This is a genomic window from Streptomyces sp. NPDC037410 (assembly GCF_055602235.1).
The window spans coordinates 355865-379419 of sequence record NZ_JBVJWR010000002.1; the positions used below are offsets into that span (position 1 = coordinate 355865).

20 protein-coding genes are annotated in these 23555 nt (G+C 74.8%); 7 read left to right on the forward strand and 13 right to left on the reverse strand.

The annotated features are described in order from the left end of the window. Positions 1-99: 99 nt before the first annotated feature. The 8 genes from ACZ7HT_RS04535 to ACZ7HT_RS04570 form a co-directional block, all read right to left on the reverse strand. A complete protein-coding gene (locus tag ACZ7HT_RS04535) occupies positions 100-1344 on the reverse strand; it encodes a cytochrome P450 family protein (RefSeq protein ID WP_471159640.1) in 1245 nt (414 codons plus the stop codon). Further along, the gene (locus ACZ7HT_RS04540) at positions 1341-2570 is read right to left on the reverse strand and encodes a cytochrome P450 (RefSeq protein WP_471159642.1); all 1230 of its coding nucleotides are present in this window, start codon (positions 2568-2570) and stop codon (positions 1341-1343) included. The genes ACZ7HT_RS04535 and ACZ7HT_RS04540 overlap by 4 nt, the downstream gene beginning before the upstream one ends. Next, on the reverse strand, positions 2567-3193 hold the full coding sequence (locus ACZ7HT_RS04545) for a GTP-binding protein (protein WP_471159644.1): 627 nt from the start codon (positions 3191-3193) through the stop codon (positions 2567-2569). The genes ACZ7HT_RS04540 and ACZ7HT_RS04545 overlap by 4 nt, the downstream gene beginning before the upstream one ends. Further along, positions 3174-3527 carry a DUF742 domain-containing protein gene (locus tag ACZ7HT_RS04550; RefSeq protein WP_471159646.1) on the reverse strand — a complete coding sequence of 118 codons (354 nt, stop codon included), beginning with the start codon at positions 3525-3527 and terminating at the stop codon, positions 3174-3176. Before ACZ7HT_RS04550 ends, ACZ7HT_RS04545 begins: the two co-directional genes overlap by 20 nt. After that, positions 3524-3925 (reverse strand): roadblock/LC7 domain-containing protein, encoded by a 402-nt coding sequence (locus ACZ7HT_RS04555; RefSeq protein ID WP_030212242.1) that lies wholly within the window; start codon positions 3923-3925, stop codon positions 3524-3526. Before ACZ7HT_RS04555 ends, ACZ7HT_RS04550 begins: the two co-directional genes overlap by 4 nt. Next, entirely contained in the window at positions 3922-5430 is a 1509-nt protein-coding gene (locus ACZ7HT_RS04560; protein WP_471159649.1) for a sensor histidine kinase, read from the reverse strand. Before ACZ7HT_RS04560 ends, ACZ7HT_RS04555 begins: the two co-directional genes overlap by 4 nt. Positions 5431-5568: 138 nt before the next feature. After that, positions 5569-7545 (reverse strand): serine/threonine-protein kinase, encoded by a 1977-nt coding sequence (locus ACZ7HT_RS04565; protein ID WP_471159651.1) that lies wholly within the window; start codon positions 7543-7545, stop codon positions 5569-5571. A 45-nt stretch (positions 7546-7590) separates the two neighbouring features. After that, entirely contained in the window at positions 7591-8625 is a 1035-nt protein-coding gene (locus ACZ7HT_RS04570; RefSeq protein WP_471159653.1) for a hypothetical protein, read from the reverse strand. 227 nt (positions 8626-8852) lie between these two features. Here ACZ7HT_RS04570 and ACZ7HT_RS04575 point away from each other — a divergent pair, with 227 nt between their 5' ends. The 5 genes from ACZ7HT_RS04575 to ACZ7HT_RS04595 all read left to right on the forward strand — a co-directional run bounded on the left by ACZ7HT_RS04575 (position 8853) and on the right by ACZ7HT_RS04595 (position 13259). Next, positions 8853-9011 (forward strand): hypothetical protein, encoded by a 159-nt coding sequence (locus ACZ7HT_RS04575; RefSeq protein ID WP_471159655.1) that lies wholly within the window; start codon positions 8853-8855, stop codon positions 9009-9011. A 94-nt stretch (positions 9012-9105) separates the two neighbouring features. Continuing rightward, positions 9106-11934, forward strand: a complete 2829-nt coding sequence (gene lanL, locus ACZ7HT_RS04580) for a class IV lanthionine synthetase LanL (protein ID WP_471159656.1) — start codon at positions 9106-9108, stop codon at positions 11932-11934. Positions 11935-11999: 65 nt separating this feature from the next. Beyond that, the gene (locus ACZ7HT_RS04585) at positions 12000-12125 is read left to right on the forward strand and encodes an ALQxL family class IV lanthipeptide (RefSeq protein ID WP_471159658.1); all 126 of its coding nucleotides are present in this window, start codon (positions 12000-12002) and stop codon (positions 12123-12125) included. 131 nt (positions 12126-12256) lie between these two features. After that, positions 12257-12604: a DUF190 domain-containing protein gene (locus ACZ7HT_RS04590; protein WP_471159661.1), complete on the forward strand. Its 348-nt coding sequence runs from the start codon at positions 12257-12259 to the stop codon at positions 12602-12604. A 37-nt stretch (positions 12605-12641) separates the two neighbouring features. After that, positions 12642-13259: a class I SAM-dependent methyltransferase gene (locus ACZ7HT_RS04595; protein ID WP_471159662.1), complete on the forward strand. Its 618-nt coding sequence runs from the start codon at positions 12642-12644 to the stop codon at positions 13257-13259. Here the strand turns inward: ACZ7HT_RS04595 and ACZ7HT_RS04600 are convergent. From ACZ7HT_RS04600 to ACZ7HT_RS04615, 4 genes are all read right to left on the reverse strand, one after another. Next, entirely contained in the window at positions 13249-13542 is a 294-nt protein-coding gene (locus ACZ7HT_RS04600) for a hypothetical protein (protein WP_471159664.1), read from the reverse strand. The two genes, ACZ7HT_RS04595 and ACZ7HT_RS04600, sit on opposite strands and share 11 nt — an antisense overlap. Before the next feature lie 159 nt (positions 13543-13701). After that, entirely contained in the window at positions 13702-14916 is a 1215-nt protein-coding gene (locus ACZ7HT_RS04605) for a nitric oxide synthase oxygenase (protein WP_471160064.1), read from the reverse strand. Between the two features lie 100 nt (positions 14917-15016). Next, complete coding sequence (locus tag ACZ7HT_RS04610) at positions 15017-16579, reverse strand: DUF4139 domain-containing protein (protein WP_471159666.1); 1563 nt, start codon at positions 16577-16579, stop codon at positions 15017-15019. A 7-nt stretch (positions 16580-16586) separates the two neighbouring features. Next, the gene (locus tag ACZ7HT_RS04615) at positions 16587-18686 is read right to left on the reverse strand and encodes a DUF4139 domain-containing protein (RefSeq protein ID WP_471159668.1); all 2100 of its coding nucleotides are present in this window, start codon (positions 18684-18686) and stop codon (positions 16587-16589) included. Between the two features lie 185 nt (positions 18687-18871). On the opposite strand from ACZ7HT_RS04615, the gene ACZ7HT_RS04620 reads away from it, so the two are divergent. Continuing rightward, a complete protein-coding gene (locus tag ACZ7HT_RS04620; RefSeq protein WP_471159670.1) occupies positions 18872-20269 on the forward strand; it encodes a TerD family protein in 1398 nt (465 codons plus the stop codon). Positions 20270-20327: 58 nt separating this feature from the next. On the opposite strand, the gene ACZ7HT_RS04625 is transcribed toward ACZ7HT_RS04620, so the two are convergent. Then, the gene (locus tag ACZ7HT_RS04625; protein ID WP_471159672.1) at positions 20328-22565 is read right to left on the reverse strand and encodes an alpha-N-acetylglucosaminidase; all 2238 of its coding nucleotides are present in this window, start codon (positions 22563-22565) and stop codon (positions 20328-20330) included. A 336-nt stretch (positions 22566-22901) separates the two neighbouring features. Between ACZ7HT_RS04625 and ACZ7HT_RS04630 the strand changes: the two genes are divergently transcribed. Continuing rightward, positions 22902-23549 carry an alpha/beta fold hydrolase gene (locus ACZ7HT_RS04630; protein ID WP_471159674.1) on the forward strand — a complete coding sequence of 216 codons (648 nt, stop codon included), beginning with the start codon at positions 22902-22904 and terminating at the stop codon, positions 23547-23549. Positions 23550-23555 lie beyond the last annotated feature (6 nt).

The following is a 23555-nucleotide window of genomic DNA, read 5'->3' on the forward strand; positions in this document are numbered from 1 at the left end:
CCTAGGAGGAGCGCCACCAGCTGAGGCACGACGACAGATGCATGGCCCCAGCGTACATGCCCCGCGGCCGGAGCCACGGGGCATGGGGGGAGTGTCGGCTCAGGACAGCACGACCGGCAGGTCGAACAGGTCGTTCTGGGTCACGACCGGCTTGTTGCGGAGCTCCTCGCGCGGCACCGCCAGACGCAGCTCAGGGAAGCGCTCGTACAGCGCGGGGAGCGCCACCGACGCCTCCAGACGGGAGAGCGCCGCACCCGGGCACACATGCGGGCCGTGCCCGAAGGAGATGTGCCGGTTCGGCGTCCGGGTCACGTCGAAAGCGCCCGCCGTCGGCCCGTGCTGCTCCTCGTCCCGGCCGATCGCGCCGAACGACACGATCAGCGCGTCACCCGCGGGCAGCACCCGGTCGCCGACCTCGATGTCCTCGGCCGCGAACCGGATCAGGACGTGCGAGGTGGGCGTCGACCAGCGCAGGGTCTCCTCGATCACGTTCTCCCACGGCACCTCGCCCTTGAGCACGAGCGCCCGCTGCTCGGGATGGGCCTCCAGGGCGACCACGGCGTTCACGATCAGGCTGATCGTCGTCTCGTGCCCGGCCGCCACCATCAGCTGGAGGGTGTTGGTGATCTCCTCCGTGGTCAGCCGGTCGCCGCCCTCCGACGCCTCGATCAGCGCGCTCGTCAGGTCGTCACCGGGCTGCTCCGTCTTCCCCGCCACGATCCCCGCGAACAGCGCGCCCAGGTCCGCCATCATCTGCGGCACCTCCTCGGGCGGCGTCTGCGTCGAGAAGAACTTGTCGAACAGCGCCTTCATCCGCGGGTGGTCGGCCGGGTCGACGCCCATCAGCTCGCCCACCACGTTCATCGGCAGCGGGTACGCGAACTCCGCCTTCAGATCCACCACTTCGCCCGACGGCCGCTCGGCCAGCCGGTCGAGCATCCCCGCGGTGAGGGACTCGATGCCCGCGCGCAGCCGCTCCACCCGGCGCGCCGTCAGCGCCTGCGCGACCAGCGTGCGCAGCCGCCGGTGCTCCTCGCCGTCGACGGTCAGCATCGACCGCCCGGGGTTCGCGAGACCGATCAGCGGCCAGTCCATGGGTATCTCGCCGCGCTGCCACGCACCCCACACGCCGATGTCCTTGACGAGACGGGCGTCCGTGAGCAGCTTGCGCGCCTCGGCGTGCCGGGTGACGGCCCAGCAGGCCACCCCGCCGGGCAGCACGACACGGGCCAGCGGACCGGCGGCGCGCAGCCGCGCGCTCTCGCCGTCGAGGTCGCTGACGAAGGGGTCGAGCTCGATCACATCGGTGCCGGACGCGGCGGTGTGGTCGTACGGGCAGCTCATCCGAGGGCTCCAAGCGCGGGGGTCGGGGTGTACGTCACGGGGAGCGCGGTCAGGCCGCGCAGCCAGGGGGAGGGACGGCGGGCGAGGGCGCTCCCGGCGACCGCGAGGTCGACGTCCGGCAGGCGGTCGAGCAGCACCTCGATGCCCGTCCGGGCGATGGTCTCGGCGACCTCCTGGGCGGGGAACGGGCAGCGGTGCTCGCCGTGGCCGAAGGAGAGGTGGGCGTTGTTGCCGCCGGTGAACGCGCCCGAGTCGGTGCGCACGTGCGGATCGGAGTTGGCGGCGGCCAGACCGAGCAGCAGCAGGTCACCGCGGCCGATCCGGCGCCCCCCGAGGTGGGTGTCGCGGGAGGCCCACCGCCCGGCGACGTTCTGCGTCGGGGTGTCCTCCCACAGGACCTCGTTCATCGCCTCGCCGACGCTGTGCCGGCCGCCGGCGAGCGAGGCCGCGAACCGGTCGTCGGTCAGCATCAGGCGCAGCGAGTTGCCGATCCAGTCGGCGGTCGGCTGGTGGCCCGCGGCCATCATCACCATGAGGTCCTGGGCGACCTCCTCGAGGGTGAACCCGGCGGTGTTGGCGAGCATCCGGGAAGCGACGTCGTCGCCCGGCGTCTCGGCCTTGGCGGCGAGCAGCGCGAACATCGACTCGGCCAGGTGCCGCTGGCCCGCAAGGGCGCCCTCCTGACCGTTGATCATGTCGTTCATGGCGGTGACGAGCGCCGGACCCTGCTCGTCGGCGAAGCCGTAGCAGCTGGCGAGGACCCGGACCGGCAGGAGCATCGCGTACTCGGCGATGATGTCGCAGGAGCCCTTGCCGCACAGCGCGTCGATGAGCTCGTCGGCGAAGCGCTCGGCCCGCTCCTTCAGGACGAACGGGTCGATCGCCTCCAGGGCGTCCGACACGACCCCGGCCCGCTCGCGGTGCCGCTCGCCGACGGTGTAGAGGATGGATCGCTGCTTGCGGCCGATCATCGGCAGCAGCGGCCAGTCCGCCGGAATCGCGTCCCACCGGTTCCACAGCTCGGAGTCGCGGGAGAACAGCACCGGGTCGCTGGTCACCTGGTGCAGCTCGCGGTAGCCGAGGACCAGCCAGGCGGGCACGTCCCCGTCGAGCACGACCGGGGCGACGGCCCCGTGCTCGCGGCGGATCTGCCGGTACAGCTCGGTGGGGTCGGTCTGGAACCGGGGCCCGCTCAGCGGGACCGGCTGGGGCTCGGGGAGGGTCACGGGGTGGGCTCCGGGATCGGGAGGGGGGTCGGCCGCGCGGCCGCGACGACGGTCCGCAGGTGTTCCACGAGCGAGATCAGCACCTGCTTGCTGGACTCGCGCGACCGGGCGTCGCAGAAGACCAGCGGCACCTCGTCGGCGAGGTCGAGGGCCTCGCGGATCTGCGCGGGGGTGTGGGCGGGGCCGCCGAAGTCGTTGCAGGCGACGACGAAGGGCGTGCCGTGGTGCTCCAGGCGGTCGATCGCGTACCAGGAGTCGGCGAGCCGCCGGGTGTCGACGAGGACGACCGCGCCGAGCGTCCCGGAGAACAGCCGGTCCCACAGGAACCAGAACCGCTCCTGGCCGGGCGCCCCGAACAGGTACAGGACGTTGTGCGCGTCCAGCGAGATCCGGCCGAAGTCGAAGGCGACCGTGGTGGCCGTCTTCGCGGCGACGCCGACGGTGTCGTCGACGTCCTCGCCGGCCTGGGTCATGGTCTCCTCGGTGTTCAGCGGACGGATCTCGCTGACCGAGCGGACCAGGGTGGTCTTGCCGACTCCGAAACCGCCGACGATGACGATCTTCAGTCCGTTGTCGGCGGTGCTGTCCAGGGTCCGGCGCTGTTCAGAGGTTACGGAGTCCAACGAGCACCTGCTCCAGGATGTCGTGATCGGGAAGGCGGTACGAGGCGCGGGGGTGCCGTGCGCTGATCCGGCCGGTGTCGTGCAGGTCGGCAAGGAGGATCCGCGTGATCGACACCGGCAGACCGAGCTCCGCCGCCACCTCCACCACCGCCGTGGGGAAGCGGCACATGCGCAGGATCGCGGCGTGCTCGGACTGCATGCCGGGGACCGGATCGCTCTCGGAGACGACGAGCGTCACGAGGTCGAAGGCGTCGGACCCGGCGCGGCTGCGCCCGCCGGTCAGGGTGTAGAGCCGGTCGGGCGAGTCGTCCCGGCCCGGCCTGCCGCGGCTCATCCCCGGGGCCTCGCGACCAGGTGCTCGCCCAACTGCTCCACCAGTTCGGACATGTTGTGGCCCACGAGCCCGGCGTCGGCGTCCTCGTCGGCGACGAGCGCCAGGTGGGCGCCCTCGCCCGCCTCCACGATGAACAGGATGCCGCCGTAGAACTCGGCCATCGCGGAGCGGACCCCGCCCGTGCCGTCGCCGAACTCCACGGAGGCACCGTGCGACAGGCTCTGGATGCCGGCGGCGATCGCGGCGAGCTGGTCGGCCTGGTCGACGGAGAGCTCGGGCGTACGGCAGAGCTTGAGGCCGTCCCGGGAGAGCACCAGGGCGTGCCGGGTGCCCGGGGTGCGTTCCAGCAGGCCCTCCAGGAGCCAGCTGAGCTTCTCGTCGGTGGTGGTGCCGGTCATGACGGGGTGCCTTCCGGGTGCGGGGAGTTCGAGGGGGGTGCGTCGCCGCTCGGCGCGGCGGGGGGTTCGGCGGCGGGCTCGTCGCCGGGCGTCGTACGTGGCTCCGCCTTCGGGCCGCCCCCGCCGCGGACCGCCTGGCGGAAGCTGCCGAAGCGGGTGGCGGCGCCCGCCGCCGCGCCGGTGCGCGGGCCCGTCGGGCGGGGCTGCCCGGCGGCCTCCGGACCGTCGGGGTGGGCGGCGGCCATCGCCCGGCCGCGACGGCGGCGCGGCAGCCCGCTCTCGCCGAGCAGGGGGTGCTCGCCGGTGCTCTCGGCCGCGGTGTCGTGGCTGGTCTCGGGCTCGCCGGCCGGTGCGGGGGCGGAAGGCGCCGTCAGCCGGCGGCCCGTCACGGGCGGCAGGGCGGCGGGCGCGGCCGGCGGCTCGACGGGTGCGTGACTGACGAGTTCCTGAGGGAGCATCAGCAGCGCGCCCGTGCCGCCGCGCGCCGAGGGGCGGAAGGACACGGTCAGACCGTGCTTGCGGGCCAGCCGGCCGACGACGGCCAGGCCGAGCCGGGTGCCGGAGAGACCGGCCAGGTCCTGCGCGGTCGAGCCGACCGCGGCCTCCGCGCGGCGCAGCTGGACGTCGCTCATGACCAGGCCGCTGTCCTCGACGGAGATGATGACCCCGGCCGGGACCTCCTCCACGTAGACGTGGACCTCGGCGGTGGGCGGCGAGAAGTTCGCCGCGTTGTCCATGAGTTCGGCGAGGGCGTGCATGACGCCTTCGGCCGCGTGCCCGGCGACGGCCGCTTCGCTGCTGGAGTGCAGCCGCACCCGCTGGTAGCCGCCGATCCGTCCCATGGCGCCGCGCAGGATCGACTCCATGACGATGGGGCGGGCCCAGCGCCGGCCCGACCGGGCTCCGGTCAGGACGGCGACGGAGTCGGCGAGGCGGCCGGCCTGGGCGGTGCGGTGGTCGAGGTGGAGCAGGTCGGCGAGGACGTCCTCGTCGGCGTGCCGGTGCTCCATCTCCCGGAGGTCGGCGAGCATGCTCGTGGACAGGGCCTGCATCCGGCCGGCCGCGTTGGCGGCGGCGGCCATGGCGGCGGACCGGCCGGACTCGGCGCGCCGCAGCCGGTCCTCCAGCCGCCGCACGTCGGCGGCCCGACCCTCGGTCAGCTCGGCGGTCCGGGCCGTGTGGGCCGCCGCCGAGGCGGCGGCCTCCGTCTCGTACCGCTCCTCCAGCGCCGCCGTCTCCCGCGCGGTGCGGTTCTCCCGGGAGGCGAGTTCGGCGGTGAGCGCCTCGACCCGGCGGCTCAGGGAGCGTGAGGTCCGCCCGTACCAGGAGACCGCGAAGGCGGCGGCCGCGAGGAGCAGCACACCGCCGCCGGCGAACCAGCCGAGTGCGGGACGGATCCCGGCCGGCGCCGCGGCGGTCGCCGCGACGGCGAGCGCACCACCCGCGGCGGCTGTCAGCAACGAGGCGAGCAGGGCGGGGCGGAAGGGGGTGGACGGCGCCGACATCAACCAGACTCTCGAGAACGGGCACGCGGGGGAGTCGTAACGTCGGCACTATAGATCTGATCTTGATCGGTTAGGAACCTCCCTTGATCGGATCGGTATTCAGATCACGGAATATGCATCGAAATTGATCAACCGTCATCAGCTCGACGACGCGGAAGGTGCCGCGTTGCGCCACAGCGTCAGATCGAGCGTCATGTAGGTGCTCGGCGAGTCCTCCGGCGAGAACGCCTTGACGGTGACCAGGCCGAGATGGCCCGTCCCCGTCGTGACGCAGACCTGACGGCCCGGCGACAGCTTGTTCACGTAGATGTTCTGGGTGAACCGGGTCTCCGCGCGGCACGCTTCGAGGGAGCCCTCCTGGCCCGGGTCGAGCAGGACCAGATTGCCGCCGCTGCTCTCCGCGTCGAGGTACCCGCCCGTGTCGTAGGAGAGGTCGTAGTTGTTGTCCTCGCCGTCCTGCGGGCGCACGTTCTCGTCCCCGAAGGTCAGGTGGTAACCGGCCGTCAGGTCGATGTCCGTGTACGTGGCGGCCTGCGGGGCCGGTGCCGTCGTCGGCGCCGGTGCGGGGCTCCCGGTCCCGGTGCCCCCGGTCCCCGTGCTCCCGGTGCCCGTGCCCCCGGAGCCCTGCGGGCTCGCCGATCCCTTCCCGTTCGGCTTCCCGCCGCCGTTCGAGGCGGACTGCCCGCCGTTGTCCTTGTCCTTGAGCGCGACGTAGGCGGTCACGCCACCCGCGACGGCGAAGGCGAGGACCGCGGCCAGGGCGACCACGAGACCGCGCCTGCCGCCCTTCTTCTGCGGTTGCCGGGGCGGCTGCGGCGGCTGGTGACCGGTCGGCCCCGGCTGGCCCGGGTAGGTCTGTCCGAGCTGGCCCGGGTAGGTCTGCCCGGGCTGGCCCGGGTAGGTCTGCCCCGGCTGACCCGGGTAGGTCTGCGGCGGGTACGCGGGACCCCCGGGGCCCTGCGTCGGCGCGTACGCGAAGCCGGGCGCGGGAGCGGCGGCGGCAGGGGCGGCGACCGGGGCCGACGGGGCGACCGGCACCGTGTTCGGCGGCGGGGTGACCGGCGGGCCGTAGCCGGGCGGCGGGGTCGACGGCGCGGAAGGCGCGGACGGCGCCGTCGGCGCGTACCCCACCGGCGCGGCCGGAGGGGCGGCCGACGGGGCGGTCGTCGGCGGCGGGGGCGTCTGCGGGGGAGCGGGCGCCGCCGCGCGGGCCGTGATCTCGGCGGAGACCGCGCCCGGCAGCCAGTCCTCGGGCCGGCGCAGCACCGTCGCCGCGTTCGCGGCCTGGCAGAGCTGGATGATCTCGGCGAGCGACGGCCGGGCCTCGGGCTCCTTCGCGAGGCAGCGCGTGACCAGCTCGGTGAGCCGCTCCGGGACGGCGCTCAGGTCCGGCTGCTCGTGCACGATCCGGTACAGCACCCCGTGGCCGGTGCCCTCGCCGAAGGCGGGGACGCCCGTCGCCGCGTACGCCGCGACCTGACCGAGCGCGAACACGTCCGTGGCCGGCGTCACCCGACTGCCCGCCGCCTGCTCGGGAGCCATGAACGACGGGGTCCCGATGGTGACTCCACTGCCCGTCAGGGAGGTCGCGTCGGCCGCGTGGGCGATGCCGAAGTCGATGACGCGGGGCCCGTCGGAGGCGAGCAGCACGTTCGACGGCTTCAGGTCGCGGTGCACGATGTCCGCCCCGTGGATCACGTGCAGGGCCTCGGCCATGCCGGCGACGAGCAGCAGCACCGTCTCCACGGGCAGCGCGCCGTGCGCCACGACCGCGTCGGCGAGCGAAGGACCCGGCACGTACGCGGTGGCCAGCCACGGCTGGGCGCCCTCGGGGTCGGCGTCGATGACGGGCGCGGTGAACAGCCCCTGGACCCGCTGCGCGGAGCGCACCTCCTGGGCGAACCGGCGGCGGAACTCGGCGTCCTCGCCGAACTCGGGACGGATCAGCTTGATCGCCACCGGCCGGCCGCCGGGCGTGTACGACAGATACACCTTGCCCATGCCGCCGGCGCCGAGCCGGGCGGCGAGCCGGTAGCCGGCGACCGTCGTCGGGTCGTCCGCCGCCAGCGCCTTAAAGACCTCGGAGCCGCCCCGCTCCGCTTGCTGACCACCCATGAAACCCATGTCTCCCCACGCAGAACACTGATGAACGGAGGCACCCTACCGGTGGCTCGCGCCCTCGGCCGCGTCCGTCCCGTCCTGCGTACCCGTGAGCCCGGCACGCTCCGCGAGCGCACCGCCCTGGAAGCGGCTCTCCGCCCCCAGTTCTTCCAGGAGTTCGGCGATGTGACGGCGGCACGTGCGCAGCGACATCCCCATGCGCCGGGCGATCACCTCGTCCTTCGCGCCCTCCGCGAGCAGCCCCACGAGCGCCCGCCGCAGACTGGGACCGACCTCCTTGTACGCCGCCTCGCTGCTGCCCCGGAACGGGACCGCGCCGGACCAGTGCTGCTCGAACACCCGGCAGAGGTACGCCACCACGTCGGGGTCCCTGACCAGGACCGCCCCCTCGCCCGTACCGCCGTCGGCGCGCCGGGGAAGGAAGGCCACGGACCGGTCGAACACCACGGCCCGGTCGGGGAGTTCGGCGGCGGTCCGGTACTCGGCACCCGCCTCGGTGAGCCGCTCCACATAGCCCTGGGTCGACAGGCTGGCCCGCGCCGAGTGCTGGTACAGCGTGCGCATCCGCACACCCCGGCGGAGCATCGCCACATCCCGTTCGACGGCGTCCCCGAGACGGTGCGCGGCCCGCCCGCCGCCGGGCTGGATGCTGAACACCTCCTCCCGGCAGCGGGCCGACTCCTCGGTGAGCATCGCGGAGGCCGCCGCCATGTCGGGCAGCACGTCGAGGCCCTCCCGGCGGCCCTGTTCGCGCCGTGCGGCGCGGTACCGCGGCATCAGGGAGTGCAGATCGTCACGGAGCGACTGGGCGTGCGCGGCGGCCAGCGCCAGCCGCGCCTCCACCGGCCCGACGACCTCCGCCGCGGCGGCCTCCGGGTTGACCGGGATCAGCTCCCCCGGGTTCCCCGGCGCCGGCCGCAGAAGACGCAGCCGCTCCAGGGTGCGGCAGGCCGCCCCGACCTCCGCCCCGCTCAGCCCGAGGGCCGGAAGCCCGTCCGGCGGCAGGGCCGGGAGGCTGCCGTGCTCCAGTACGTACGCGAAGACGGCGACGGCCCCGGCGTCCAGCCGAGGCATTCCGTCCACATCCACCCCAGTAGTCACCCGTTTCCCCCGTGATGCGGCCCTGCTACTTCCGTGCCATGCAGGGTATTGCCAGGTCATGGCGCTGGACCAAGCGGGCTCGCCGGGATGAACTGGTGGTGTCCGGCCGAGGGAAACCCCATCAGGCCGACATACGGCGTGAACCCGCCAGACACGGAGCTTCCCGCCGCCCTCTCCTCTCCCGAACCAGGAGCCGCGCCATGTCCGTTGCCGTCCGCTGCCTTCTTCTTCTCGCCGTCCTGCTCGCCGGCGGAGCGACCGCCGCCACGACGGACGACGCAGCGGGGACGACACGGACGGTCGCCGCGAGCCCCCTGGACACCAGCTGGGGCGACGACTACGACCGGCCCCTCCAGTAGGACCGATCGGCCCCTCCCGCAGGACAAGCCGGCGCCTCCCGCAGGACGCCCCGGTCCCTGCTCGTCACCCATGCGAAACGCGAGGACGAAGAGCGTGTCGTCACCCACCGCGCATTCCCCGTCCGGCCCCGGCCCCCGGCGGTCGCGCGCCGAGAACCCCGCCGACCGGGCCCTGTTGCCGGACATCGTGCGCGCCGTGATCGCCCGGCAGGGGCCGGATCCGGCGTGCGCGGCGCAGGCGGACTGGAGCGTCGAACCCGGCGCGTTCTGGTGCCACGCCGTGCCCGAGGGTGCCGTCGGACGGGCCCAGGGATGGAAGCTGCACGTCCCGGCCACCCCGCTCTCGGCGCCCCTGGTCCTCGCCCGGTCCGCCGAGGTCCTGGTGGCCCGCCGCGCGGCCTTCAAGTTCGCGGGGACCCCGGCGAAGGTCGCCGCGCTGGTGTCCGGGCGCTTCGCACGCGGCGGGGGCGGCAAGTTCCTCACCGTGTACCCCGCCGACGACGAGCAGTTCCGGCTGCTCGCCGAGGAACTCCACCACGCCACCGAGGGGTTGCCGGGCCCCGCCGTCCTCTCCGACCGGCGCTACCTCCCCGGCAGCCAGGTCTTCTACCGGTACGGAGTGTTCAAGGGCGTCCGCGAACTGACCGCCGACGGCTCCTTCGCGGCCCGCCTCACCGACCCAGAGGGCCGGCCCGTCGCCGACGAGCGCAACGCCTGGTTCAGCCCGCCGGCCTGGGCCGGCGACCCGTTCCCCGACCGCCCCGCCGCACCCGCGCGCAGCACCGCCACCGCCAAGCCCGTCCTGCTCGGCGACCGCTTCCTCGTACGGGGCGCGATCCAGCACTCCAACAAGGGCGGGGTGTTCCGTGCCGAGGACACCGTCACCGGCGCGCAGGTCGTCGTCAAACAGGCGCGGCCCCACGTGGGCGCCGGCCTCGAAGGCCTGGACGTCCGGGACCTGTTGCGCCGTGAGGCCGCACTGCTCGAACGCTTCGGACGGGAGCGCCCCGACCGGGTCCCCGGGCTCGTCGAGGTGTTCGAACAGCAGGGCAGCGCCTTCCTCGCCACCGAAGCGGTCCCGGGGGCCACGCTGCGGCGTACCGTCGCCGAGCACCTGGCCCGGGACGGTGAGGCCTGCGCCGACGACCGTACGGCCGCGTCGCGGGTCCGACAGCTCGTCGAGCTCGTCGCCACCGCCCATGAACTCGGCGTCACCCTCCACGACTTCAACCCCAACAACGTCATGGCCACCCCGGACGGGCGGCTCGTCCTCATCGACCTGGAGATGGCGGCCCGGGAGGGGGAGCGCTGGATACTCGGGGCCACTCCCGGCTACACGGCCCCCGAGCTGCGCGCCCTCGGCCAGGTGGCCCCCGCCCTGCCGCCGAGCGTCGACCTGTACGCCCTCGGCGCCACCGTCCTGCACGCCCTGAGCGGTGCCGATCCCGTCCTCGCGGAGGATCTCCCACGGGAGACGGCACGGCCGGACGAGCGGCGCCTCGCGGACCTCGTGGACCTGCTCGCCCGCGACCACGGACTCGTACGCCACTACGCGCCCCTGATCCTCGGGCTGACGCGGGACGAGCCCGGGGAGCGCTGGAGCCTGGACCGGGCACGGGAGTTCCTGGCGGGTCCACCGGCGCGGACGCAAGCCGATCGGACCCTCGTCGAACGTCCGGACCCGGCGGCCACGCGGGCGCGTCTCCTGCACGACGGCATCGCCCACCTGCTGGCCACGATGCGCCCGCACGACCCCGAACGGCTCTGGACCTCGGACTCGTTCGGCGAGACCTGCGACCCGGTGGCCCTCCAGCACGGCTCGGCCGGCGGCGTCGCCCTCCTCGCCCGGGCCCTCGGCCACTGGGACACCGGAATCGGCCTCCCGGAGACCGGCACCGTGACGCGCGAGGCGCTCGCCGAAGGCCTCCGTTCCGCCGCCCGCTGGACCGTGGAGCGGCAGGAGACCCTCCCCAGCGACCCGCCAGGGCTGCACTTCGGCCGCTCGGGCACGGCCTGGGCCCTGCTCGACGCCGCCTGGGCCCTGGACGACGCCGCCCTGGCGGGCCGGGCCGTCTCGCTCGCCCTCGGCCTGCCCGTGCGAGGCCCCCACCCGGACGTCTGCCACGGAGTGGCCGGCTCCGGACTGACGCAGCTGCACTTCTGGCGGACCACCGGAGACCCCCGGTTCCTGGACCGCGCCGCCGAGGCCGCGGAGGGACTGCTCGGCGCGGCGCGGCGCACCCCGGAGGGTGTCTTCTGGCCGGTGCCGGAGGACTTCGCCTCGGCGCTCGCCGGCGCCTGGCACTACGGCTTCGCGCACGGCGTGGCCGGGGTCGGCACGTTCCTCCTGCTCGCGGCGGAGGCCACCGGGGACGTACGGTTCCTCGACGCGGCCACCGAGGCCGGGGCCACCCTCGCGGCCGCCGCCCGCAGCGGACCGGCGGGCGCGCTCTGGCCCGTCGACCGGGCCCGCCACCTCTCGGACTCCCCGGAGCTCGCCCGGCACTGGTGCAGTGGTTCCTCCGGCGTCGGCACCTTCCTGGTCCGGCTCTGGGCGGCGACCGGCGCGTCCGACAAGCGCGTGCGCGACCTGGTGGACGGCGCGGCCCGCGCCGTACGGGCGGGCAGGGTGACGGACTCGCCGGCCACCTGCCACGGCCTCGCGGGCAACGCCGAGTTCCTCCTCGACGCCGCCGACCGGACGGGCGACGGGAGTCACCGCGCCGCCGCCGAGCTCCTCGTCGAGCACCTGGCCGCGCAGGCCGTGCTGCGCGACGGGCGCCTCCTGGTGCCCGACGAGAACCGCAGGACCGTCCTCGCCGAGTACGCCACCGGCCTCGCCGGGAGCCTCTCCCTGCTGCTGCGCATGCGCTGCGGGGGCCCGCGGGCCTGGCTGCCCGAGGACGGGCCGGCCCACCCCTGAGTGTCCGGCGGCCCGAGGCCGCCGGCGTTCCACCGAAGTATCCGCATCCATCGAAGGAGACCGTCATGACCGAGTTCGACATCGACGCCCTGCAGGTCCTGCCCGAGGAGGTCCGCACCGAGGACGCCCGCGGCGAGGAGCACGCCGCCGGGCTGATCACGGCCTGCCGCTGGCTCACGAGCGGCTGCTGACCCACTCCGCCCGGGCGAGGGGGCCGGCGTCCCGGCCGGCCCCCTCCCTCGGAGGCACGCCCGTGGAGAGGCACGCCCGTAGACTCGAAGGACGGGCGTGCCGCGCCCCGCGCTCACGGCTGGAGGCGGCGATGACCAGGCTGACGGGCAGGGCCCTGCGGGTGACGGTCTTCGTGGGGGAGACCGATCTGTGGCACCACAAGCCGCTGTACACCCAGATCGTCGGCCGGGCCCGCGAGGCCGGTCTCGCGGGCGCGAGCGTGTTCCGCGGCATCGAGGGCTTCGGAGCGTCCTCGCTGATCCACACCCAGCGGCTGCTCTCGCTGAGCGAGGACCTCCCCGTGGCCGTGGTCATCGTCGACACCGAGGAGAAGATCCGCGCCTTCCTGTCGGAGCTCGACGAGCTGGTCGAGGAGGGCCTGGTGATCCTCGACGACTGCGAGGTCATCCGCTACGTGGGCCGCGAGAAACCCGCCTGAGCCCGTCTCACACCGGTGCCGGGCCTACGATGACCCGATGCGCGAGGCTGACGCGGAGCCGTACTGGAACACCAACGTGGCCCGCCACGCGGGCATCCTGCGTGCCGTTCCCGCGGGGTGCGGCGAGGCCCTCGACGTCGGCTGCGGCGACGGGCTGCTCGCACGGAGACTCACCGGGCGGGCGCGGCACGTCACCGGGATCGACCTGTCCCCGGACATGATCTCCCGCGCCCGAGCATCGGCAACCGACCACCCGGAACTCTCCTTCGTGGAAGGCGACTTCCTCACCGTCGAACTGCCCGCCGAGGGCTACGACTTCATCTGCTCGGTGACCACCGTCCATCACCTGGACTTCGGAGAGGCCCTCATCCGCATGAGTGAACTGCTGCGGCCCGGAGGTACGTTGGTGGTGGTCGGACTCGCCCTCGACGCGGGCGTCGCCGACTGGACGTTCCGGCTGGCCGCCGAGCCGGCCGTCCGCATCACCAAGTCGCTGCGCGGCGCACGCGCCCCGCAGGGCATGCCGGTCGCCGAGCCGCGGATGACCTACGGGCAGGTACGCGCCGAGGCGCGAGGGCTGCTGCCCGGTGTCCGCTACCGTCGGCACGTGCTCCGCCGGTACTCCCTGACCTGGGAGAAGCCGCTCACGGCATGATCGCCGCAAGGCCCTTGCGGAGGTCCTCAGGGTTCATGACCGGCGAGTAGTCGATCTTGGCGCCGATCTCCATGAAGAACGGCTCCGAGATCTTCGGCATCAGCGAGGGGTCGGCGAGGTCGAAGAAGATATACGCGGTCCGACACCCGTTGGTGGCGGTGAAGTACGCCGCCTCGGGCTTGAGTTCCTCCAGTGCGCTCTCGACGAGCTTCTGCAGCCTGCCCTGCTTGATGGCCTCGTTGGAGGCCTGGGTGTCCATCTGAACCTTCAGCAGCATGCGCATGACGCGGCCTTTCCCGACCGGGCGGGCGCTCCCCTCGGGGCGCCCGGGACCCGGACGCGCTCAGTTACAGCGTCCTCCTCACCCGGCGGCGGGGCCACTCGGGGCCGGCGCCGTCGGGAGGCTGCGGACCGGCCGTCCGTCGCGCCGCTCCGGACCGGCTCAGCGCTCCCGGGCGAGGAACGCGGGGCGCAGGGACGTGTCCACCGGGTCGTAGTACCGGTGGAAGACGGGTGTCGCGGAGCCGGACACGGGCGGCACGATCCAGCTCCAGTCGGCGGGCGTGGGCCTGCCGTGCCGGCTCTCCTGCGCGATGTGCCGCAGGAAGCGCTCGGATTCGGTGTGATGGTCCGCCATCGTCACCCCGGCCTCCTGGAAGGAGTGCAGCACCGCCACGTTCAGCTCGACGAGCGCCCGGTCCCGCCACAGCGTCCGCTCCGAGGAGCGGTCAAGCCCCAGGTGGTCGGCGACCACCGGGAGGAGGTCGTAGCGCTCGGCGTCGGCGAGGTTGCGGGCGCCTATCTCCGTCCCCATGTACCAGCCGTTGAACGGCGCCGCCGGATAGCGCACCCCGCCGATCTCCAGCGTCATGTCGCTGATCGCCGGCACCGCGTACCAGCGCAGCCCGAGCTCCGCGAACCACCCGTGGTCCGGATGCCGGAGCGGTACCTCCAGCACGGAGCCGTCCGGCAGTTCGTACCACTCCGGCCGCGCGCCCGGACGTTCCTCGATCATCAACGGGAGTACCTGGAAGGCCTCTTCGGACCGCTTCCACCCCAGATCGCGGGCGCGGGCGGTGGGCGCGGCGGCGCGCGGGTCGCCGAGCCGGCGGCCCTCGGCGGTGCGGTGTCCCGCGTACCGCACCAGCTGGTCGTTGACGATCCGGGGCCCGGGACGGCCCGGCCGGTCCGGGGCGAACACCGAGATCACCGGGCGGATCCGGCCGCCGTTCCCCGCGATCCGCAGATGCTCGAAGCAGTCGGCGGCGATGCCGTCGGCCGTGGAGACGTGCCGGAGATCGCGCACCACGAGGCTCCGCCAGTAGAGCCTGCCGATGCAGCGGGCCGAGTTGCGCCACGCGACCCGGGCGCCGAAGGAGAGTTCGGCGGGGGTGTGTTCGTACGTGCCGCCGCGGTCGATCTCGGCGAGCACCTCGCGGACCCTGCGCTCCACGTCCCCGGCGTCGGGCTGCTCGTGATGGAACTGCCGGACGAAGCTCTCCGCCTCCCGACGGTCCGTCACCTGCGGTACGGATGGGTATGGTCGGCCCGGCCACTCGCCGGACGAGGGGGCGGACGTGAACGGACAAGCACTGACAGCGGCGGCCTTGCGGCGGCGACCCAGACTGAAGACCAAGGTGTTCCCTCCCGCCCTCATGACTACCGCATGCAACCGCACGGTTGTGGAGAGTAGGGGGAGTTCCGGATGGGAAGGGTGCCGGGCTGGTAGGGTGCCCGGCCCCGTACCCGTCAGCGGCTCAGAGCCCCGCGACCTTCGACGTCGCCGACACCTCGTACACCAGCGTGACCGTACGCCGTCCGCCCGGCGGCAGCGTGATGTTCCAGCGGACGATGCCCTCGTCGTCCACGGCGTCCGGCGCCGGCGAGCAGGCCTCCCCGCGCAGGCGCACCTCCACCGCCGAGACCTCGGAGACGGGGATCCGCTCCCGGAGGACGACCAGCCGGTCGTCCGCCTCCCCGGGCGCCGAGAACCGGGACAGGTGCAGCCGGACCGTGCGGGTGACCACGGTCCGCTGCGTGAGGCCGGTCGTGTCGCGGGACTCCTCCGCGTACCGCACCACCCGGTGGTCGTCACGGCTGCCGAACGCGAGCTCGACGGCCGCGCCGGGCGCCGTGAAGTCCAGCGTGCCGCGGCCGGTGAAGCCGCTGCCCCTGACCAGGTCCACGGGACCGGCGAGCAGCGCGTGCCCGGACAGGTTGTCGAACCTCACCAACTGCGTGACCAGCGGGGAGAGTTCCGGTGAGCAGGCGTACTCGCCGCGCGCGGCCGTCGTGAAGGCGGAGAGCGGCACCCGGTGGGCGCGGCCGTCGCTCGGCACGGAGACGGGCGCGGGCGAGTGCAGGACCCGCGTCTCGCCGCCGTCGTCCACACCCGGCAGGCCGAGCACCGGGGCCGGTCCGAGCGTCGCGATCTCCTCCTCGCGCAGTTCGACGTCGATCGTGCGGCGTTCCGCGGCGGTGCGGTCCTTGAGCGTCAGCCGGTCCTCGGTCAGCCGCGGCGGATCGGTGGCGAGTGCCGAGCGGGCGGTCGACAGCGTCAGCCGTACGTCCGACCAGTCCTCGCCGGTGCGCTGCCAGACGACGGCGTCGGTCTCCAGGGTCAGGGAGTCCCCGTCGAGCACGGCTCGGTACGCGGGCCGCCACAGGGCGCACGGCGTGAGGTGGCTCAGTCGCAGCCGTACGGGCCCGGCGACGGCGGAGTCCACCGTCAGCTCGACATGGGCGACGAGCTCGGCGGGCTCCTCCTCGGCGAGCTCCATGGCCCGCCGGGTCTCGCCGAGTTCCGCGGTGAGGACCGCCAACCGGCCCTCACTGGTGCGGAGTTCCTCGCCGTACGTGTCGCGCTCGGCGTCCACGCGGTCGAGTTCGCGGCCCCAGCGGGGCCCTTCGGACTCTCCGTGACCGGCGCCCTCGCCGATCTCCCGCAGCAGGTCGGCGGCGAGCCGGCCGAGGAGGTCGAGGCGCGCCCGCAGCCGGTCGCGGCGCTGCTCGACGGCTCGGCGCTCCTCTTCGAGGGCGTGCGCGCGGTGGCGGAGCGCGGAGTCGCCCTCGACGGGCGGCACCGGCCCGCGCGGCGTCCAGTCGCGGACGATCCGCACGTCGAGGACGGTGGCGGGGTGGTCCGAGGCCAGCTCGGCGTGGAGGGTGCGGTCGACGGCGAGCGCGCTGACCGGCCCGAGGCGCAGGCGCTGGACGCCCGCCGCCAGGTCGAGCACGGCCGTGCGCTCGACGTGGGCGCGGTCCTCCAGACAGGTGACGGCGGTGACGGGCAGGGCGATCGGCTTGGGTTCCGTGGACATGGGGTTGTCAGCTCCTGCGGTTGCCGTCGACCAGGGCCTTGCCGGCCGGGATGCGGATCTCGTAGCCGCCGTCGAGCGCGGCGGTGCCGCCCGCGGGCAGCTCCACCCGCCAGACGCGGGTGCCGGGGGCGTGCCGCTCCGGCGCGGCGTCCTCCGGTGCCGTCCAGTCGGCGCGCTCCTCGATGCGGACGTCCGGCTCGGAGGAGACCGGCACCCGCTCGTGGACCTCGACGGTGACGGGCCCCGCGAGGCGGTTGGCGAGCTCGACGTGCACGCGGTGGTCGAGCACGGTGACGTGGTTGCGCAGGCCCGCGGTCGACTCCTTCAGATGGGTGCGGCGGGTCACGCGGACGCCCTCGGCGGGTCCGAGACCGAGCCGGCGGACGCCGCCGGGCGCGAGCGTGGGCAGGGCGGCGGTCAGCAGGTGCTCGTCGTCGACGGTGACCTCGACCGGGCCGGCCAGCAGCGCCTCACGGGTGGTGTTGGAGACCAGGAGGGTCGCGTACACGGTCTGGTCCACGGACGGCACACAGAGGTGCTCGGTGTGCAGGACGACCGGGATCTCGCCGACGGTGACGGTGTGCCAGGTGCCGTCCGAGGGGATGTCGGCGCGGGCGGCCGCGTCGAAACGGTGGTCGAACGAGCCCGCCGACGTGCGGGGGCGCACCGCGTGCGGGGGCAGCGGGAGACCGGCCACCGCCTCGGCGCGGCGCCGGTACTCGTCGGCCACCGCGTCGGAGGAGGCGCCCGGGAACAGCCGGCCACGGCGGGCGCCCGGCTCCTCGGGGCCGGACAGCACGAGGGCGGCGTAGTCGAGTTCGGCGCCGCTCGGCTGCGGCGGACCCGCCGGCGGTGGCGGCGGCGCAGGAGCCGCCGCCCCGGGAGCCGCCGCGCCCGGAGCCGCGGGGCCCTGGGATGGGCGGGATCCGAAGCCGCCCCGGCCACCGGTGCGCGGCCGGCCGCCCGGCCGTGGCGCCGCCGCCCTCGCCTCCGGCGCCCCGCTCCCCGGGAACTCCGGAGCGGAGCCGTACGCGCCACCGGGCTGCGGCGGCCCGGTGAACGCCGGAGGCGCGAGCGGTGCCGGTGCCGGCACGGGCGCGGCCACAGGTGCGGGCGCCGCCACGGGAAGGGACGCGGAACCGGCGACGGCGCCCGCCACCGCCGAGCCGCCCCGCAGCGGCGCGGGGCCGGCCGCCTCGTACCCGTTGAACAGATCGGCGAGCCCCGCCGGGGGTTCACGCCAGCCGGACGGCGCGGGCGCGGCCTGACGCCGTCCGATCCGGAGCGAGCGGAGCGCCGGGAGATCGGTGCGCCGCCGCAGGTCGGCGGTGGCCAGGGCGAGGCGCACCCCGGTCCAGTCCTCGCCGGTGCGCTGGGCGACCGAGGCGCGCAGCACCAGCTGCCCGCTGCCGTCGCCCTGACGGTGGGTGAGGCGGTACGTCGGCACCCAGACGGCACCCGGCACGCCGTACTCCAGCTCCAGTTCCACCTCCTCCGGCCCACCGCCGCCGTCGAGGGTCAGTACGGCGCAGACCGAGGTCGCGACATGAGCCGACGGCGCGTCGGTGGAGGCGCGGTGGAGCCTGTCGTGGGCGAGGTCGAGCTCGTGCCCGGCGAGCCGTACCGCCTCGTCCAGCTCGGCGAGCCGGGCGTGCAGCCCCGTCAGCCGCTCGTCGACGAATGCGGCGAGCTCCAGCCAGGCGTCGACCGGCGTGCGGCGGTGCGGGTCCTCGCGCTTGCGGCCGGGCGGGATCGGGCGCAGGCCGCCGACCTCCCCGATGAGCTCCTGGTGCCGGTCGCGACGCGCCGTGGCCGCCGCGAGCGCCTCGCCCAGCCGGTCGACCTCGCGCCGCAGTTCGTCGGGAGCGCCGTCCTCGTACGGCTCCGCCTCGACCTCCACACGCGCCTCGGTGACCCGCGCGCCGGAGGCGCCCAGGACCCGGGCCCGCAGCGAACCGGGGTCGAGCGCGCGCGGCAGCCCCGTCACCCGTACCCGGCCGTCCGGTGGCACGACGCCCCGGGCCAGGCGCCGGCAGAGCGCGCCCTGCGCGTACACCACGACCGAGTCGAGGCTCGACCCCCACCTGCGCGCCGTACCGACCGTCATGCGCCCCCCACTTCGCCGCGTCCGTGCCGGAGGGAAGCCTACGCCGGACCGGTCCGCGCGGTCGCGGAGCTCCGGCGGCGGCGGGGGCCGGGACCTTGTCCCGGGAGCGCCGACGGTTGCAAGATCCTCTTTGTGAGGGATTCGGGTGGGAGCGGAGAAGGAAAGGTCGGGTCGCCGTGGGGGAGATGACCAAGGGAAGCAACGGATTCGTTCCGTCGGTGCCGTTGAGGATCGCGGTACGCGGTGGCGTGGACGCCATGGCGCTGTTGCTCGGCGAGACCGGAAAGGTCAGGGGCGACGCGGACGTCGTCTTCCACGGAGCCCCGGTGCATCCTTCCGGAGCGGTCCGCCTGACGGAGGCGACGCCGGGGCCGACGCGGCCCGGTACGGCGTGGCTGGAGGTCGGCCTCGCCGCGGTGGAGGAGCAGATCACCCGCGTCCTCGTGGTCGGTTCCACGGAGCACGGCGCGATGCGGGACGCCGCCGGGCTGTCGGTGGAGGCCTTCGCGCCCGACGGCACCTCGGTGGTGCGGTACGACGTCACGGACGCCGCCGGGGAGACGGCGATGGTGCTGGCCGAGCTCTACCGGCGGGCGGGCGGATGGAAGTTCCGCGCCGTGGGCCAGGGATGGGTGAGCGGGCTCGCGGGCCTGGCCACGGACCACGGCGTGGACGTGGCCGACGAGGGAGCGCACGGAGCGCCGCCCGGCGGAAACACGCCGGCGCAGACCGTGACGCCTCCGGCGCCCACGCCAGGATTCGCGCCTCCGCCTGCGCCCGGCTTCACGCCGCCGCCCGGGGCGGTTCCGCCCGTGACCCGGGTTCCGCCCGTGACTCCCGTTCCTCCCGGCGCCGCCGACTGGTGGACGTACGGGCCCGTCTTCGCGCCGTACACCGAGACGGGCCGGGACAACGACGTGATCACCGTGGCCGGGCTTCCGCCGGGGCCGGTCGTCGTGCAGCTCGACGTCCGGGGCGACGGATACACGGGCCTCTGGGTGCTCAACCGGCGCAACAAGGAGGAGGACAACCTCGTCAACAGCACGGAGGAGGACTTCCAGGGCCGTCTGCTCGCCACGGTCCCGGCGCACGGGACCCTGCGTCTGAAGCTGCAGGCCGAGGGGCCCTGGCAGGTCCAGGTGTCGCCGCTGGCGGCGGCCCGTCGCCTGACGGAGGAGGAGGCGGAGTTCCGCGGCCCCGACGTGCTGCTGCACACGGGAGGCGTGGCGGACCTGGCCATCCACTACCGCGGCGACGACAACCTCATCGTCCACGTCTACGAGCTCGCGGGGCACGACGACCACACGAGCCTGCCCCAGTACGACAACGCGGTGAACGAGATCGGCAAGCGACGCGAGACCGTTCCGCTTCCCGAGGGGCCGCTCCTCGTCCACTTCGAGATGGCGGACGGCCCGTGGCGGGCGCGGCTGAAGCGCCTGCAGCCGCCGACCCGGCCCCTGCCCCCGGCCCCGCCGGGCGCGGCGGCACCCGTCCCGTTCGCCGCCCCCGGCGAACCGGCCTGGCCGGACAAGCAGGACGGTCAGGCCGGACGGAAGAACTGGTTCTCACGCGGCCGGGGGTGACGCCGGGCCACCGGCGGCGGCCGGGCCCACCTCACGGTGGGCCCGGCCGCGCACCCCGTCACCGCTCGGCCGCGCTCGCCATGGTCAGAGCCGCCCCGACCTCGCCCGCGAGAGCGACCGGGTCACCGGTCGGCGAGGTCGGATAGGCCTGGTGGCCGTGCGCCCAGGCGTCCTCCCTCGCGAACCAGTCGAGGGCGGCCGGGGCCGTGCCCTGGACGAGCGCCGTGTCGAGGCTCGCGAAGTACGCGGCCCAGCGCGGCGCGTACACGTCCCGGACGAGACCGGCCCACTCGCGGTTGGCGTAGTCGTGCAGACCGGCGGAATCACTCGGCCCGCGGTCGGCCCAGGTCGTGAGGATCGAGCGGGCGTCGTACTCGAGCCGGTCCCGCTCCTCCGCGTCGGCCGCCCAGGAGCGGGCGGCGGCGAGCCACGGACCGAGGAGGAAGCGCCGGTCGGAGGCGACGAGCCGGCCGAGCAGCTCCTCGGAGGCGTTCCACTCGCGCACCAGCGCCCGGAAGCGCTCCGGATCCCCGGCCTCGTACGCGGCCTTGATGCGCGGCAGCAGGACGCGGCCGCGGTTGGTGAGCGCCTGGCGCGCCACGTCCACCACGTCGTAGCGGTACGCGTCCGAGGTCCGCAGCGCCGGAGCCACCTGGAGCAGCTCCGCCAGGGCGCGCTCCACCGTGCCGGCCTCGTACCGCATGGCGGTCGGGCTCCAGCGGGCCGCCTTCGTCGCGGTCAGGCTCGGCCGCGCGGTGAAGAGGCTGTCCTGCGGCTCGCTCCACGTACCGGAGGCGCCGCTGTACGGGCCGAGGCGCAGCTGCTCCCACGCGGCGGCCGCGTGCGCGTCGGCGCCGCCGTAGCGCCGGGCCGCGTACGCGGCGAACCAGGCGCGCTGGTCGACCGGGCCCGGCTCCCAGGCGAGTTCGGTGAACAGGTCGAACGCGGCCGGGTTCCCGCCGGTGCCCTCGGGGAGGTAGGCGATGCCGCGCAGCGCGCTGTCCGACCGGGTCAGCCAGGCCCGGAAGCGCTCCGTCCACACGCCGGTGTTGGCGCCCAGGCTGGTGTGGCCGCCGAAGTTGGCGATCGCGCCGAACGCGTACGGCGTGCCGCCCCACTGCTTCTCGCGGTCGAGCCCCTCGTACCGGTCGGAGAGGCCGTCGACGATCAGCACCCTGCCGCGGTCCACTCCGCTGAGGAGAGCCGTGGACGGGTTGTTCTGCCAGCCGAGCATCACCCAGGTGGCGCCGGGACGGGCGGTGTCCAGGGCACGCTGCACGGCCTCCGCCGCCTGCGTGACGTCGACCGGCCCGGGGGTGCCGCCCTCGTGGAGCAGGTCCATCTTGAACATGTCGCTGTCACCGAACCGGCGCTGCTGCGCCCGGTAGTAGGCGGCGGCCAGCTCCGCGAAGACGGGTCCGGTCGGGTCCAGCCAGTCCGGCCGGGCGAACCCGACCCACTTGCCCTGTGGCACGGTGCGCGCGCCGGGGTTCCGGGTGGCGAAGCCCGGTGGCACCGTGCCGAAGAAGCCCGGCAGGACGGGCGTCATCCCCAGCGAGCGCAGGTGCGCCGCGATCCGGCTGCCCAGGGCGGCCCGGGCCTCGATCAGCTGCTCGGACACCGGGCCGCCGTAACCTGACATGTTCTGCAGCAGCCACCAGGCCTGGTGCGCCGGTCCCGGGATCCAGGCGCGCAGCTCCGCCGGGTCGTAGCCGAAGCCCTGGAGGGCCCGGTAGTACGGGTACTCGGCGCCGGTCGGCACGAAGACCTCGTTCACCCCGTGCAGCGCCATCAGGTCGATGTCGCGCTGGTACGAGGCGAAGTCGCGGTACGCGCCGGAGTAGCCCTCGTCGGTGTCGTTGAGCGCGTAGCGGTGCGGCACCGCCGCCGACCGGGTGACCGTTCCGGACACCGCGGGGAGCGTGGCCGGCAGCCGGCCGAGACTGTCGCCCGGCCAGCCGATGTCGACCCCCGCGACCCGCTCCAGATACCAGCCCACCCCGGTGAGCAGCGTGGCCGGCGAGGTACCCCTCACCTGGATCGCGCCCGCCCTGCCCGAGACCGAGAAGTAGTCCCCGGAAGCCGGTTCCTCGACCGGGACCAGGGTGAACTGCTCCGCCCGGGAGGGCAGCAGGCGCTCCAGACCCGCCCGGGCCGGACCCGGGTCGAAGGGGAGCGCGGCGGCGGCGGCGGTGGTGCCCGGCGGCCCGGGCACGCCGGGCGCGGCGGCGGTCACGACGGCGAGCACCGTGACGGCGAAGGTGGTGCGGCAACGACGGATCAGGCGGCTGCCCATCAGACTCCCTGCTCGAACGGGACGACGGCTCGGGCGACCACTCTCCGACGGCCCGCGCCCCCGGCCACGCAAGCCGAGCCGGGGGAACGGCGGGGCTCATCCGTGCGGGTGTGCGTGTTCGAGCCGGGGGTGCGAGCGGAGGGGCACGCCGGAGCCGGACAGGCGGTGTACCTGAAGGCCCGTCCGGCCTGGCAGACTGCGGGCCTCACGTCGTCCCGTCCACGCGACTCCTGGAGGCCCCATGGCGCAGCGGCCCGGTCACACGGCCCGCACCGCCCGCACGCGCGCGTACGTCCCCCGGCCACCGCGCCGGCGCGCGGGCGGGAAGGCCGCGCGATGAACCTGTGCCCCGCCCGTCGGGCCGATCCGACCGCGCTCGTCGTCCGCAACGCGCCCGCCGAGCCCACCGCCGCCGTGCTGCTGCTCCATGGCGGCCGCGCCGAAGGCCCCGAGCCGCCGCCCGCGCTCAACCTGCCGGCGCTCCGCATGCGCCCCTTCGCCGGGGCCGTGACCCGGGCCGTGCGCGGCAGGGGAGTGCTGGTCGCCGAGGTGCGCTACCGCCACCGCGGCTGGAACGGCGACCGCGCCGACGCCGCCCGCGACGCCGAGGCCGCCCTCGCGCGGCTCCGGGAGCAGGCCGGGCCCGTGCCCGTCGTGCTCGTCGGCCACTCCATGGGCGGCCGGGCCGCCCTCCGCGCGGCGGGGGACCCTGCCGTACGCGGGGTCGTCGCCCTGGCGCCGTGGTGCCCCGCCGACGAGCCCGTCGAGCACCTCGGCGGCCGTCGCCTCTACCTGCTCCACGACGAGACCGACCGGGTCACCTCGGCCCGCCAGTCCTGGGAGTTCGTCCGCCGGGCCAAGGCGGCGGGCGCCGACGCGGCGGGGATCCCGATGCCCACCGGCGGCCACTCCATGCTCCGGGGCGCGGACCTCTGGCACCGCCGCGCGGCCGAACTCACGGCGTCGCTCCTTTCACACGGCTGAGGCGGG

Coding starts and splice junctions, on each gene's coding strand:
- ACZ7HT_RS04610 (WP_471159666.1), bottom strand. CDS start 16,579: ATGTCCACGGAACCCAAGCCGATCGCCCTGCCCGTCACCGCCGTCACC.
- ACZ7HT_RS04575 (WP_471159655.1), top strand. CDS start 8,853: ATGTCCGTTGCCGTCCGCTGCCTTCTTCTTCTCGCCGTCCTGCTCGCC.
- ACZ7HT_RS04590 (WP_471159661.1), top strand. CDS start 12,257: ATGACCAGGCTGACGGGCAGGGCCCTGCGGGTGACGGTCTTCGTGGGG.
- ACZ7HT_RS04565 (WP_471159651.1), bottom strand. CDS start 7,545: ATGGGTGGTCAGCAAGCGGAGCGGGGCGGCTCCGAGGTCTTTAAGGCG.
- ACZ7HT_RS04600 (WP_471159664.1), bottom strand. CDS start 13,542: ATGCGCATGCTGCTGAAGGTTCAGATGGACACCCAGGCCTCCAACGAG.
- ACZ7HT_RS04585 (WP_471159658.1), top strand. CDS start 12,000: ATGACCGAGTTCGACATCGACGCCCTGCAGGTCCTGCCCGAGGAGGTC.
- ACZ7HT_RS04625 (WP_471159672.1), bottom strand. CDS start 22,565: ATGGGCAGCCGCCTGATCCGTCGTTGCCGCACCACCTTCGCCGTCACG.
- ACZ7HT_RS04630 (WP_471159674.1), top strand. CDS start 22,902: ATGAACCTGTGCCCCGCCCGTCGGGCCGATCCGACCGCGCTCGTCGTC.
- ACZ7HT_RS04560 (WP_471159649.1), bottom strand. CDS start 5,430: ATGTCGGCGCCGTCCACCCCCTTCCGCCCCGCCCTGCTCGCCTCGTTG.
- ACZ7HT_RS04620 (WP_471159670.1), top strand. CDS start 18,872: ATGACCAAGGGAAGCAACGGATTCGTTCCGTCGGTGCCGTTGAGGATC.
- ACZ7HT_RS04555 (WP_030212242.1), bottom strand. CDS start 3,925: ATGACCGGCACCACCACCGACGAGAAGCTCAGCTGGCTCCTGGAGGGC.
- ACZ7HT_RS04550 (WP_471159646.1), bottom strand. CDS start 3,527: ATGAGCCGCGGCAGGCCGGGCCGGGACGACTCGCCCGACCGGCTCTAC.
- ACZ7HT_RS04605 (WP_471160064.1), bottom strand. CDS start 14,916: ATGAGGGCGGGAGGGAACACCTTGGTCTTCAGTCTGGGTCGCCGCCGC.
- ACZ7HT_RS04535 (WP_471159640.1), bottom strand. CDS start 1,344: ATGAGCTGCCCGTACGACCACACCGCCGCGTCCGGCACCGATGTGATC.
- ACZ7HT_RS04595 (WP_471159662.1), top strand. CDS start 12,642: ATGCGCGAGGCTGACGCGGAGCCGTACTGGAACACCAACGTGGCCCGC.
- ACZ7HT_RS04615 (WP_471159668.1), bottom strand. CDS start 18,686: ATGACGGTCGGTACGGCGCGCAGGTGGGGGTCGAGCCTCGACTCGGTC.
- ACZ7HT_RS04570 (WP_471159653.1), bottom strand. CDS start 8,625: ATGCCTCGGCTGGACGCCGGGGCCGTCGCCGTCTTCGCGTACGTACTG.